The following is a 12,041-nucleotide window of genomic DNA, read 5'->3' as shown; positions in this document are numbered from 1 at the left end:
AGTCAGTCCGCAGCCCGCCAGTCCGCCGCTATCCGAATCCGCTTGCCTGAGGAACGTTTCCATGCCAATGACGCCGGCCAACGCCACCCAGCCTGAAGACACCGATCGCGACACGCCGCTGCCGGGCGGCCATATCCTGGTCGATGCGCTGCTGGCGCACGGGGCCGAACTGGCCTTCGGCGTGCCCGGCGAGAGCTACCTGGCGGTGCTCGACGGCTTCCACCGCCGCCGCGACCGGCTGCGCTTTATCGTCTGCCGCCAGGAGGGCGGCGCCGCGGTGATGGCCGAAGCCTACGGCAAGCTGACCGGCCGCCCGGGGCTGGCGTTCTGCACGCGCGGGCCCGGTGCGACCAATGCCAGCATCGGCGTGCATACCGCGTTCCAGGACTCAACCCCGATGATCCTGTTTATCGGCCAGGTCGGCACCGACTTCATGGACCGCGAGGCCTTCCAGGAAATCGACTATCGCCGCATGTTCGGCCAGATGGCCAAGTGGGTGGCGCAGATCGACCGGGTCGAGCGCATCCCCGAATACATCGCGCGCGCCTACCAGACCGCCACCTCGGGCCGTCCCGGCCCGGTGGTGCTGGCGCTGCCCGAAGACATGCTGGCGCAAACCGCCGTGGTGCCGCAGTTGCAGGGCTACCAGCGCGTCATGGCCTGGCCCGGCGAGGCCGAGCTGGCGCGGCTGGCCGACATGCTCCAGGCCGCCGAGCGCCCGTTCGTGCTGGCCGGCGGCAGCGGCTGGACCCCGCAGGCCTGCGCCGACCTGCAGGCCTTTGCCGAGCGCTTCGCGCTGCCGGTGGGCTGCGCCTTCCGCGGCCAGGACCTGTTCGACAACCGCCATCCCAACTACGCCGGCGATGTCGGCATCGGCATCAATCCCGCGCTGGCCGAGCGCATCCGCGATGCCGACCTGGTGCTCGCGATCGGCCCGCGGCTGGGCGAGATGACCACCGGCGGCTACGCGCTGATCGCGGCGCCGCGGCCGGCGCAGAAGCTGGTCCATGTGCATGCCGGCGCCGAAGAGCTTGGCAGCGTGTACCAGGCCGACCTGATGATCCAGGCCGCGATGCCGGCCATTGCCGCGCGCCTCGCCGGACTACAGCCACCCGGCGCGCCACGCTGGAAAGCGTGGACCGAGGCCGCGCATGCCGATTACGAGCGCTACCTGCAGCCGCCGCCGTTCACGGGGCAGGGCGTCGACATGGCCGAGGTCATCCGCACGCTGGACCAGCTGCTGCCGGCCGACGCGGTGGTGACCAACGGCGCCGGCAACTATGCCGGCTGGCTGCACCGCTATTTCCACTATCGCCCGTTCACCAGCGGCGGCCGCGGCCAGCTGGCGCCGACCAGCGGCGCGATGGGCTACGGCGTGCCGGCGGCAGTGGGCGCCAAGATCGCCTTCCCGCAGCGTACCGTGGTGGCGCTGGCGGGCGACGGCTGCTTCCTGATGAATGGCCAGGAACTGGCTACGTCGATGCAATACCAGGCGCCGGTCATCATCATCGTCGTCAACAACGGCATGTACGGCACCATCCGCATGCACCAGGAGCGCGAATACCCGACGCATGTGTCCGGCACCGAGCTGCACAATCCCGACTTTGCCGCGCTGGCGCGCGCCTACGGGGCACGCGGCGCCACCGTGACCACGACCGAGGCCTTTGCGCCGGCCTTGCGCGAGGCGCTGGCGGCGCCGGTGTCGACGCTGATCGAGATCCAGGTGGACCCGGACGTGATCACGCCGCGCACCACGCTGAGCGCGATCCGGGCGCAGGCGCTGGCCAGCCGCAAGCCGTGACGCTGCGCGGCCCGACAGTTTTTTTTCTTACCGACCAGGAGACCCGAGATGAAGCCCGTCACCACCGACCTGTGCGACGCGCATGAAGACCGCCTTGCCGACGGCACGCTGCGCGTGATGGCGCCGGTGTTCCGCGCCTTCGGCAAGCAGCCGGCGTTTGCCGGTCCGGCCGCGACGCTCAAGGTGTTCGAAGACAACTCGCTGGTGCGCAGCACGCTGGAGTCGCCGGGCCGCGGGCGCGTGCTGGTGGTCGACGGCGGCGGCTCGCTGCGCTGCGCGCTGGTGGGTGGCAACCTGGGCCTGCTGGCCGAGAAGAACGGCTGGGCCGGCATCGTCGTCAACGGCTGCATCCGCGACACCGCCGAGCTGGACGTGTGCGATATCGGCATCCGCGCGCTGGCCGCGCATCCGCAGAAGAGCCAGAAGCGCAACGTGGGCGAGAGCGAGGTGACGGTGCAGATGCCGGGCGCGGTGGTGCGCCCGGGCAACTGGATCTATGTCGACGTCGACGGGATCCTGGTCGCCGACGCACCGCTGGAGCGCTGAGCATGCCGCGCGTCTTCGTCTATGGCACGCTGCGCGCCGGCGAGGTCAACGACCTGAACGCCGCCGCGCGGCGCCACGGCATCGCCGCGCCCACGCTGCTTGGAACGGGCACGGTAGCTGGCAGGCTCTATGACTTCGGCACCTATCCTGGCCTGGTGCTGGACGCCGGCGGCGGACCGGTGGTCGGGGATATCTACGAGATTGCCGACGCGCTGCTGCCGGTGCTGGACGAGATCGAGGAGGTCTATCCGGGCCAGGCCACGCTGTTCGTGCGCGAGGAACAGGCGGTGCAGTGCAACGGCCAGCCGGTTGCCTGCCTGCTGTATCCAGTGGCTGAAGCAGCGGCGGCCGCGCTGCCGCGCATCGACAGCGGTGACTGGGTCGCCTATCGCCGCGCCCGCGATACGGCCGCGGCCTGAATCCCGCACGCGTTTCAACACGTTTAGACGCGTTTCAAACAGGCGGTGCCCATTCGCGGCGCCGTTTGCTTTTGCGTAGCATGGCCGACCATGACATCGAACGATGGAACCGACGGCCATGCATGCTCCGCAAGTCCTGCAGCAAATTCCGCCGCAATTCCCGCCGCAAACGTGCTGCGTCGATGCCGGCGACGTGCGCCTGGCCGTTAGCCGCTGGGGCGAGGCCGGGCCAACGCGGCCGACCATCGTGCTGGTGCACGGCTATCCCGACAACAGCGACGTCTGGCACGCCGTGGCGGGGCAACTGGCCGGGCGCTTCGACGTGGTGGCCTATGACGTGCGCGGCGCCGGGCGCTCGACCGCCCCGCACGCGACCGCGGCCTACCGGCTGCAGAAGCTGGCCGACGACTTTATCGCCGTGATCGACGCGGTGTCGCCGCAGCGCGCGGTGCATCTGGTCGGCCACGACTGGGGTTCGATCCAGGGGTGGGAGTTCGTCACCGATCCGCGTTTGCAGGGCCGCATTGCCTCGTTCACTTCCTGCTCGGGCCCATGCCTCGACCATGCGGCCATCGCGCTGCGCGAACTGTGCGGGCAGCGTTCGCCGGCGGCGCTTGGACAGGCGCTGCGCCAGCTGGTGGCATCGTGGTATATCGGCGTCTTCCACCTGCCGTGGCTGCCCGAGCTGGCCTGGCGGCTCTGGCTGGGCCGGGCCTGGCCGCGCTACCTGCGCCTGACCGAGGGCGTGCGCGCCAGGCCGAACCCGACCCAGACCGCCGACGGCTGCCACGGCGTGCGCCTGTACCGCGCCAATATCCTGCCGGTGTTGCGCGTGCCACGCCGCCGTGCTGCGCATGCGCCGGTGCAGCTGATCGTGCCGCTCCATGACCGATACGTGAAGCCCTCGGTGACAGAAGGCATGCACCGTTGGACCCCGCGACTGTGGCGCCGCACCGTGCCGGCGCAGCACTGGCTGCCGTTGGCGGACCCGGCCGGGTTTGCGTCGATGGTCGGCGAATTTGTCGACCATATCGAAGGCGCGCCGGCCTCTGCGGCGCTGCAGGCGAGTCGCGTCCACTAGCAGCTTGCGCCACATTCGCCGATTTTTCACGATGTGGAAAATGGTTTTGGACCCGCAAAAATACCCGGTTTGCGGAGCACAACGCCATTTCTCATGATGGAAGATTCTGTCCCGTATCGTGAAATGTTTTAGATAAACCAATGATTTAAAACAGAAATAAATCTTGGTTCAGTCCGAGGTCCGGGGTTGTTGCAACGCGGTAGCGTTCTCTACACTCTTATATAAGACACAGGACATCGGGCACGAAAACAGCGGCCAACGCATCGGCGACGCGACGCGGCCCGGGTCAGGCGAGCACGAGATCCACAGCCATTCCCAATCACGTTCAGGAGAGCGACCATGAACCGCCAAGAGCAGATCCAGGCCCTGCAGAAAGACTGGGACACCAATCCGCGCTGGAAGGGCATCAAGCGTAATTTCACCGCCGAAGACGTGGTGCGCCTGCGTGGTTCGGTTCAGGTCGAGCACACCCTGGCGCGTCGTGGTGCCGAGAAGTTGTGGCACCTGCTGCATACCGAGCCGTTCGTCAACTCGCTCGGCGCGCTGACCGGCAACCAGGCCATGCAGCAGGTCAAGGCGGGCCTGAAGGCGATCTACCTGTCGGGCTGGCAAGTCGCCGGCGACGCCAACCTGGCTGGCGAGATGTATCCCGACCAGTCGCTGTATCCGGCCAACTCGGTGCCGCAGGTGGTCAAGCGCATCAACAACACCTTCCAGCGCGCCGACCAGATCCAGTGGAGCGAAGGCACGGGCGACACCGACTTCTTTGCCCCCATCGTCGCCGATGCGGAAGCGGGCTTCGGCGGCGTGCTGAATGCGTTCGAGCTGATGAAGGCGATGATCGAGGCAGGTGCCGCCGGCGTTCACTTCGAAGACCAGCTCGCCTCGGTCAAGAAGTGCGGCCACATGGGCGGCAAGGTGCTGGTGCCGACCCGCGAGGCGGTGGCCAAGCTGACCGCCGCGCGCCTGGCCGCCGACGTTTCGGGCGTGCCGACGCTGGTGATCGCGCGCACCGACGCCGAGGCCGCCGACCTGCTGACCTCGGACATCGACGACAACGACAAGCCGTTCTGCACCGGCGAGCGCACCGTCGAAGGCTTCTATCGCGTCCGCAACGGACTGGAGCAGTCGATCTCCCGCGCGCTGGCCTACGCCGAAGTGGCTGACCTGGTGTGGTGCGAAACCGGCAAGCCGGACCTGGAGTTTGCCAAGAAGTTTGCCGAAGCCGTGCACGCCAGGTTCCCGGGCAAGATGCTGGCGTACAACTGCTCGCCGTCGTTCAACTGGAAGAAGAACCTGGACGACGCCACCATCGCCAGGTTCCAGCGCGAGCTGGGCGCGATGGGCTACAAGTTCCAGTTCATCACGCTGGCCGGCTTCCACTCGCTCAACTACTCGATGTTCAACCTGGCCTACGGCTACGCCCGCAACCAGATGAGCGCGTTTGTGGAGCTGCAGGAAGCCGAGTTCAAGGCTGCCGAGAAGGGCTTCACCGCGGTCAAGCACCAGCGCGAAGTCGGCACCGGCTACTTCGACGCCGTGACCCAGACCATTGAAGGTGGCCAGTCGTCGACGACCGCGCTGAAGGGTTCGACCGAAGACGAGCAGTTCTTCGAAGACAAGAAAGTGGCCTGACTCTCCTGGTCACTCCCGCCGGCTCGTGGGTCCGGCGGGATCGGGAGGGCGTGCGACCATCACGCTCTCTCTTTTAGGCGACGCGCCGTTCTCTCTCAGGGACGGCGCGATTTTTTTATTCCGAATGCGACCGCCGTACCTGCGCCCGTGCAGGGGAGCGCGCACCGGCGCTTCACTCGAAGGTGCCAGCCGCCTTGGAAAGCGTCCACCCCACGCCGAGGCACAGGCCCACCCATCCAATCGCGATCAGGGCGACGTCGTGCCAGTTCATCGTGCGCCGCCCAGGCCGACGCAATTTGAAGGTGTCCCGTGACGAAGGCATGGCCGTCTCCCTCGAAAGCATGGGAACAGGCTAGGGCACCGATCCGGGATTTCACGGAAGGATTTGTAAAGGTTTGTTGCGGTGCGGATGGGCCACCCGGCCTTGCGGTAGGTGTGGCCAGAGCGCCCTTCGAACTGGAACATTGTCCAAATGCAACAAATTGTCATTTTTGGCGGCTTTCAGCATTTGGGTGATTCCCTCGCACGGGCGGATGGCTTAAAGTGCCGGGGCCTTTATCGGCACCTCCGAGCCACTCCACCCAGAACAACATCATGAAAGCAACTCTCTCGCTCGCTGCCTGCGCCGTCGCGGCGGCACTGCTGGCCGGCTGCTCCGGCGGCATGCCCACCAATGTCGACGGCATGCTGAGCGCCGGCACCTCGCTGGCCAAGGCTGCCACGCTGTCGGACGCAGACGTCAGGAGCCTGTCGGACCAGGCCTGCGCGGAATCGGACAAGACCAACAAGATCGCAGCTGCCAACAGCACCTACAACAAGCGCCTGGTCAAGATCATGAGCGGGCTGAAGAACAGCGACGTGCCCAACGTCAACGCCAAGGTCTACCTGACCAAGGACGTCAACGCCTGGGCCATGGCCAACGGCTGCGTGCGCGTCTACAGCGGCCTGATGGACATGATGACCGACGACGAAGTGCGCGGCGTGCTGGGCCACGAACTCGGCCACGTGGCGCTGGGCCACACCAAGAAGGCCATGCAGGTGGCCTACACCGCCACCGCGGCGCGCGGCGCGGCGGCGGCGGCCGGCAATGGCGCGGTGGCAGCGCTGTCGCAGTCGCAGCTGGGCGAGCTGGGCGAGAAGCTGATCAACGCGCAGTTCTCGCAGTCGCAGGAAACCGCGGCCGACGACTATTCGTTCGACCTGCTGACCAAGAACAAGGCCAGCACCAAGGGCCTGGTCACGGCGTTCCAGAAGCTGGCCAAGCTCGACGGCGGCAAGTCCAGCATGTTCTCGTCGCACCCGGGCTCGGAAGACCGCGCCAAGCATATCGAGCAGCGCATCAGCAAGGCTTCGTAAGCCACCTGCGCAACAAAAAAGTTCTGGTGTCAAGTCCTTCGTGGAAATCACGCAAGGCTTGAAACCGTATATGGGACAGTAGGTTAGCTCTTTTTTGGGCCGCGTTGCAGGACTGCGGCTTGGTGGGCTAGGAGCCACATAGGAGCGTCGGGAGAGAAAGCCGCATCGCACGGTGTCGTGCTGGATTGCCGAGGAAGGGCGGGCCTGTCGCATCATCATAGCCCAAGAGGCTTAGCGGCATCCAGAATGAAGAACGCGCAGCCTGGGGCTGCGCGTTCGATGGATGCCGTTGGTACGCGACGCCATCATGTCGGCTTCGATGGCGCGCTCCGGGTCACTGTGCCCTTCCTGAATCCCCGATCGCCCGCCATGAACGCTTCCAGCATGTGCGGGATCAGCGTCGCCGCATCGACCGGTTCGCCATAGGTCTGCGCATGTAGCGCGGCGTAGCGGTCGAGGTCGGCTTTCAGGCTGGCCGGGCAGGCAAAGGTCAGCTTGACGCTCTCGGTCTTGGGCAGCGGTCCAAGCCGCAGCTTCTTGATCGCGTTCATTGCGAAGTTCCCCGGTTGAAGAACATCGGCTGGTACGGCCGCAGCACCAAATCGCGGTTGACGATGATGCGCACCGGCAGACCCGGCCGCTCGGTCAGCGTCGGCTGGATGTTCATGTTGCGCCGGGTCATCTCCTGCCCGACCTGGTTGATGCTGTCCTGGGCGCTGTCGCGCCCCGCGATCACGATGCGGTTGCCATCCTGGCGGTTCTCCGGCGCGGCCAGCTCGGCGCCGACGCCCAGCAGCGTCGTCAGCACCGCGCCCGCGACGATGCGCTTCCAATGCCAGTCCACGTCGTCCTCCAGACCCGCATAGCCGGCCGGGTCGGTGCCCACGAGGTTGTCGAGCGTCAGCGATGACGTGTCCGGCAGGATGACACGATTCCACACCACCTGAACGCGGCTCTGCCCGTAGCTGACCTGGCTGTTGTAGCGCCCGAGGATGCGCGATCCCTGCGGGATCAGCAGGAACTTGCCCGTGGCCGTGTCAAAGACCGGCTCTGTCACCGTGGCGATCACGTCGCCCGGCAAGTCCGACTTGATGCCCGTCACCAGCGCGCCCGCGATCACCGTTCCGGCCATCACCTGATAGGGCGACGCCGGCAGCGCCAGATTCCCTGAATTGCGGGTTTCAGTAGAACCGGCTTTCAGGAACGCCTCTTTCTGGTCTTGCCGGTTCTGCACAGCGGTCGGATCGGCAGGCTGGGCCGCCGTCGAGGCCGGCCCGGCGGCGAGCGGGTCGAAGGCCGCGAGTGCGTTTGGAGCGCCAGGCGCACCCGGCGCGGCCTGCGCCACCGTGGCGGCGGCTTGGCCCTGTTTGCCCGAGCGGAAGAACACCGTCGAAGCTGCCGCCGCTTCGGCCTCCTTGCGCAAGGCGTCCGCTGGATCATGGCCCGGCGGCGCATACGTCGGCGTCACCGGCTGCTGCGACTTCACGATGGCCGACCCCAGGTCGCCCGGCAGCGGCGGCCCCAGCTCGGGCGCCTTTCGCAGCTTCGAGTAGTCGGAAGGCAGGCCATCCAGCCCCTCGGACTTCGACACACGATCGACGTTGTACAGCTCGGTCTGTTCGCCCGCGCCGCGCCGATGCGGCTGCAATGACCAGATCGTGGCGCCGAGTACGGCGACCGACAGGCCGCCGACGAGGATGGCCAACGTGCGCCGGTTCAAGCGCGTGACCGGGCGCGGCTGAGCGCGCAGCGCCACCGCTTCGGGCGCCACCTTGCCGGCCTGCGGCGCGGCAAGGTCGGGAGTGTCGTCCTGGCTCATGGTCAGTTCCTCCGCGTGCCATCCGTGCGCTCGATCCGCACCACGTCGCCCTTGTCACCGCCCAGGCGCAGCTCGGCCGCGCCGAACAGGCGATCGACGATGTAGTACGGCGCACGAAAACGGTAGTTCACCAGTTGCCCGTCGCCCTGCGCGCCGATGACGAACAGCGGTGGCAGCTCGCCCTGCGCGATGCCGGCCGGGAACTGGATATAGACCTTCTGCCCATCATCGAAGGCGCGCAGCGGCTTCCACGGCGGATTGCTGCCGCTGACCGCGTAGCGGAAGCGCAGCTTCTCCAGCGACATCCCGGTATCGACCGGCGCGGCGGCGCTGGCTGCCTGTGACTGACGCTGCAAGGCCAGCATCTTGTCCTTGGGATACTCCCAGGACACCGACGCCATCCATGTCTTTTCGGTCGAGGTCAGCTCGATCAGGTAGGTACGCCGGCTGGTCGTGATGACCAGATTGGTCTTGAGGCCCGAGCGGATGGGCTTGACCATTACGTTCACGCGCAGCGCATCGCCGCTGCCGCTGGACGTGTCGCCCACGATCCAGCGTACCGTGTCGCCGGCTGCCACCGTCACCAGTTCCTCGCCCGGCTGCAGGGCGATCACGGTCACGCGGCCCACGGCCGCATAGACCTGATACAGCGCGCCGTCGGTGAACGGCCACACCTGAATCGCATTGACGTAGCCCTCGCGCGTGGGTGCGACGCGGGCCTCTGTGTTCGCCCGCGACACGCGCACCTTCTCGTCCACCGGCTCCGGCGCAGGCTTGGCCTCGTCGGCCTCGGGCGCTGGCTTCAACTGCGCCGGCATCGGCAGCACCTCGGGCACGGCGACCGCCTCCACAGGTGCAGGCGGCTCCGGCAGCGGCTGCGCCTGCATCGGCTCATCGAGCGAGATGACCGGCGGCGGCTTGCCCTGCGTGGCGCAGCCCGCCAGGGCTGCAAGCGCCAACATGGAAACGTAAATACGGAAAGACGGGTTCATGGCTTGGCTCCTTCGGAAGAATCCAGTTCGCGGCTCCACGACAGGCCGTTGACGTAGATGCCCAGGGGGTTCTTGCGCAGGCGCTGTTCGGTGCGCGGGGTCTGCTGCACGATGGAAATCACCGCGTTCCAGCGCTCGGTGCCGGCAGGGGCGCCGTTGACGAAGCGTTGTTCCGTCCAGCGCACGTTGAACGAGGCGTCGCTGGCGCGGGTGACACTGGTGATCTGCACCGTCACCGACTCCTTGCCGATGCGCGCGAACGGATCGTTCACGCGGGCGTACTCGTTGAGCACCACGGCACCCTTGTCGGTGGTGTAGTCGTAGGCGTCCAGCCAGTTCTGGCGGACGACTATGGGATCAATGGACAGCGAGCGCACCAGGCCGATGAAGCGGCCCAGGTGGTACGCGATCTGTGCATCGCTGGGCCGGTACGGCGTGGCCGCTTCGCCGACTGCTCGCACCTGGCCCGCGTTGTCCACCTCCACCACGTAGGGCGTCACGATGGACTGCGCGGAACGCCACACGAGGCCGCCGGCCATCAGCATCGCCAGCGTAAGGCAGCCAAAGGCCATCAGGCGCCAGTTCCTGGCCTGCACGCGGGACGAACCGATGCGTTCGTCCCAGACTTGCGCCGCAGATTGGTACGGGGTGGCAGGTTGCGGCGTGTCCGCGTAGCGCACCTGTGCGCGTTTGAATCGCATGGTCGGTTCTCCTTATGAATCGGAATCACGAAGGCTTGGCCCCTGGCTGGAGCCGCCGCCGTCGCCGCCGCGCAGCGTGTGGGCGGCGGTGGTCGCGGCATGGGAGAGTTGCTGACGGCGATGCAGCCGCTTGGCCCAGGCGGGTTGCGCCTGCGGCGTTGCCGGCGGCGGATCGCCGCCTGCCGCAGCGCCGCCCGATGCGGCGGCTGCGCCGGCCCCGGTAGTGCCTTCCTGGCGGAAAGCTGCGGCCGCACGCTCCTTCACCGAACGCGCGCCCTCGGCCACCTTCCGCCCGGCCGCCTGCGCGCCGGTCTTGGCGACGTTGCCCATGCCGGCGGCAGCGCCCTTGAGGCCGCCACCAGCCGAAGCGGAGCCAGCCTGAAACGCCGATCGCGCACTGCTGGCCGTCGAAGTGGCAGCACGCGCGCCGCTGCCGGCCAGCCTGGCGGCGGCGGGCGCCATGCGTGCCCCGGCGGCGACTGCGCCGCCGACGCCCGTGGCCGCGGCGCCGACGGCCACGGCAGCGCCCGCAGCGCCCAGCGCCGCGCCGGCCATTGCGCCCGCGCCGAGTTGCGGGCCGCCAGACACAAGGCCCGTGGCGATGCCCGGCCCGAAGATGCCGAGCGCGAGCATGGCGAGCGAGGCCAGCATCACGACCAGCGCATGGTCGATGGATGGCTCGTTCGGTGTCGTCTGGAACTCTGCGAACAGACCCGTGCCGATGCCGACGATGACGGCCAGCACCAGTACCTTGATGCCCGAGGACACCACGTTGCCCAGCACTTTTTCAGCGAGGAACGCAGTCTTGTTCCACAGCGCGAATGGCACCAGCACGAAGCCCGCGAGCGTGGTCAGCTTGAACTCGATCAGCGTGATGAAAAGCTGCACTGCCAGCACGAAGAAGCACAGGATGACGATCAACCACGCGAGGAACATCACGACGATGGGCGTGATGTTCACGAACACCTCGGGGAAGCCCGCCATGTTGCCGATCTGCTCAAGGATCGGCGCCCCGGCGTCGATGCCGACCTTGGCCAGCCGTCCAGGGTGCAGGAAGTTATCCATGCTCAACGTCGAGCCGCTGGCCGTCAGGCCCAGCCCGGCGAAGGAGCGGAACAGAATGCCCGCCAGCGTGTTGAAGTTGCCGATGATGTAGGCGAAAGCACCGACATAGAGCACCTTGCGGATCAGCTTGGCGATCACGTCTTCGCCCTGGCCGACGGCGTGGCCCATCGCCCAGAACAGCCCGGCGATGGTCATGTCGATGACGATCAGCGTGGCGGTCAGAAACGCCACCTCGCCATGCAGCAGCCCGAAGCCCGAGTCGATGTAGCGCGAGAAGGTATCGAGGAAACGGTCAATCACCGTCACGTCATTCATGGCGAGTCCTCCTGCCCCGGCTCATTGGCATCGGCGGGTTCATCGAAGCTGGGCGGAATGGGCGGCAGGTCGGCGAGCGTCTGGTACTCGCCCGGCCCGGCCTGGCCGGAGAGAAAGCGCCGCAGGTCGGCCTGGGCCACCTGCGCGCAAAACGCGCCGTCGTGCTCGCCCGCGCGGCACTGCGCGCGCAGTGCGTGCAGCCGGGACAGATCGGCGGCCAGCGCGTCCACCGACAGCGGTTGCGGCCGGTCGCAGCCGGCCAGCAGGAGCGCGGGAACAGCGACGGCGAGCAGGACGGGCGCGTGCTTCAT

General features: G+C 67.3%; 12 protein-coding genes. 6 read left to right on the top strand and 6 right to left on the bottom strand.

Annotated elements, in window-relative coordinates:
• Positions 1 to 61: 61 nt before the first annotated feature.
• From A2G96_RS14620 to loiP, 6 genes are all read left to right on the top strand, one after another.
• Positions 62 to 1,801, top strand: coding sequence for a thiamine pyrophosphate-binding protein (locus tag A2G96_RS14620; RefSeq protein WP_417926413.1), 1,740 nt, complete (start codon positions 62 to 64; stop codon positions 1,799 to 1,801).
• 48 nt (positions 1,802 to 1,849) lie between these two features.
• Entirely contained in the window at positions 1,850 to 2,347 is a 498-nt protein-coding gene (rraA, locus tag A2G96_RS14615; protein ID WP_062800378.1) for a ribonuclease E activity regulator RraA, read from the top strand.
• A 2-nt stretch (positions 2,348 to 2,349) separates the two neighbouring features.
• Positions 2,350 to 2,766: a gamma-glutamylcyclotransferase family protein gene (locus A2G96_RS14610; protein WP_062800375.1), complete on the top strand. Its 417-nt coding sequence runs from the start codon at positions 2,350 to 2,352 to the stop codon at positions 2,764 to 2,766.
• Positions 2,767 to 2,884: 118 nt separating this feature from the next.
• Positions 2,885 to 3,847 (top strand): alpha/beta fold hydrolase, encoded by a 963-nt coding sequence (locus A2G96_RS14605; protein WP_062802204.1) that lies wholly within the window; start codon positions 2,885 to 2,887, stop codon positions 3,845 to 3,847.
• A 339-nt stretch (positions 3,848 to 4,186) separates the two neighbouring features.
• Complete coding sequence (gene aceA / locus A2G96_RS14600) at positions 4,187 to 5,482, top strand: isocitrate lyase (protein ID WP_062800373.1); 1,296 nt, start codon at positions 4,187 to 4,189, stop codon at positions 5,480 to 5,482.
• 594 nt (positions 5,483 to 6,076) lie between these two features.
• On the top strand, positions 6,077 to 6,838 hold the full coding sequence (gene loiP, locus A2G96_RS14595) for a metalloprotease LoiP (protein WP_082818973.1): 762 nt from the start codon (positions 6,077 to 6,079) through the stop codon (positions 6,836 to 6,838).
• A gap of 305 nt (positions 6,839 to 7,143) precedes the next feature.
• Here loiP and A2G96_RS14590 read toward each other — a convergent pair whose 3' ends face one another.
• From A2G96_RS14590 to A2G96_RS14565, 6 genes are read right to left on the bottom strand one after another with little or no spacing between them, the layout of a single operon-like run.
• On the bottom strand, positions 7,144 to 7,389 hold the full coding sequence (locus A2G96_RS14590; protein WP_062800370.1) for a DUF2274 domain-containing protein: 246 nt from the start codon (positions 7,387 to 7,389) through the stop codon (positions 7,144 to 7,146).
• On the bottom strand, positions 7,386 to 8,657 hold the full coding sequence (locus tag A2G96_RS14585) for a TraB/TrbI/VirB10 family type IV secretion system protein (RefSeq protein WP_062800368.1): 1,272 nt from the start codon (positions 8,655 to 8,657) through the stop codon (positions 7,386 to 7,388). Before A2G96_RS14585 ends, A2G96_RS14590 begins: the two co-directional genes overlap by 4 nt.
• 2 nt (positions 8,658 to 8,659) lie before the next feature.
• The gene (trbG, locus tag A2G96_RS14580) at positions 8,660 to 9,649 is read right to left on the bottom strand and encodes a P-type conjugative transfer protein TrbG (RefSeq protein ID WP_062800366.1); all 990 of its coding nucleotides are present in this window, start codon (positions 9,647 to 9,649) and stop codon (positions 8,660 to 8,662) included.
• On the bottom strand, positions 9,646 to 10,350 hold the full coding sequence (gene trbF, locus A2G96_RS14575) for a conjugal transfer protein TrbF (protein WP_062800364.1): 705 nt from the start codon (positions 10,348 to 10,350) through the stop codon (positions 9,646 to 9,648). The genes trbG and trbF overlap by 4 nt, the downstream gene beginning before the upstream one ends.
• 12 nt (positions 10,351 to 10,362) lie before the next feature.
• Positions 10,363 to 11,730, bottom strand: a complete 1,368-nt coding sequence (trbL, locus tag A2G96_RS14570; protein WP_062800361.1) for a P-type conjugative transfer protein TrbL — start codon at positions 11,728 to 11,730, stop codon at positions 10,363 to 10,365.
• A complete protein-coding gene (locus A2G96_RS14565) occupies positions 11,727 to 12,041 on the bottom strand; it encodes an EexN family lipoprotein (protein WP_062800359.1) in 315 nt (104 codons plus the stop codon). Before A2G96_RS14565 ends, trbL begins: the two co-directional genes overlap by 4 nt.

It is taken from the genome of Cupriavidus nantongensis, from assembly GCF_001598055.1.
GTDB lineage: Bacteria > Pseudomonadota > Gammaproteobacteria > Burkholderiales > Burkholderiaceae > Cupriavidus > Cupriavidus nantongensis.
The sequence above is the reverse complement of the archived record's forward strand: the minus strand, read 5'-3'. Positions and strand labels throughout refer to the sequence as shown.

What these genes read in the sequence shown, in the direction of transcription:
- rraA (WP_062800378.1), top strand. Translation starts at nt 1,850, where the DNA reads ATGAAGCCCGTCACCACCGACCTGTGCGACGCGCATGAAGACCGCCTT.
- trbL (WP_062800361.1), bottom strand. Translation starts at nt 11,730, where the DNA reads ATGAATGACGTGACGGTGATTGACCGTTTCCTCGATACCTTCTCGCGC.
- A2G96_RS14590 (WP_062800370.1), bottom strand. Translation starts at nt 7,389, where the DNA reads ATGAACGCGATCAAGAAGCTGCGGCTTGGACCGCTGCCCAAGACCGAG.
- trbF (WP_062800364.1), bottom strand. Translation starts at nt 10,350, where the DNA reads ATGCGATTCAAACGCGCACAGGTGCGCTACGCGGACACGCCGCAACCT.
- A2G96_RS14605 (WP_062802204.1), top strand. Translation starts at nt 2,885, where the DNA reads ATGCATGCTCCGCAAGTCCTGCAGCAAATTCCGCCGCAATTCCCGCCG.
- loiP (WP_082818973.1), top strand. Translation starts at nt 6,077, where the DNA reads ATGAAAGCAACTCTCTCGCTCGCTGCCTGCGCCGTCGCGGCGGCACTG.
- A2G96_RS14565 (WP_062800359.1), bottom strand. Translation starts at nt 12,041, where the DNA reads ATGAAGCACGCGCCCGTCCTGCTCGCCGTCGCTGTTCCCGCGCTCCTG.
- A2G96_RS14585 (WP_062800368.1), bottom strand. Translation starts at nt 8,657, where the DNA reads ATGAGCCAGGACGACACTCCCGACCTTGCCGCGCCGCAGGCCGGCAAG.
- A2G96_RS14620 (WP_417926413.1), top strand. Translation starts at nt 62, where the DNA reads ATGCCAATGACGCCGGCCAACGCCACCCAGCCTGAAGACACCGATCGC.
- aceA (WP_062800373.1), top strand. Translation starts at nt 4,187, where the DNA reads ATGAACCGCCAAGAGCAGATCCAGGCCCTGCAGAAAGACTGGGACACC.
- A2G96_RS14610 (WP_062800375.1), top strand. Translation starts at nt 2,350, where the DNA reads ATGCCGCGCGTCTTCGTCTATGGCACGCTGCGCGCCGGCGAGGTCAAC.
- trbG (WP_062800366.1), bottom strand. Translation starts at nt 9,649, where the DNA reads ATGAACCCGTCTTTCCGTATTTACGTTTCCATGTTGGCGCTTGCAGCC.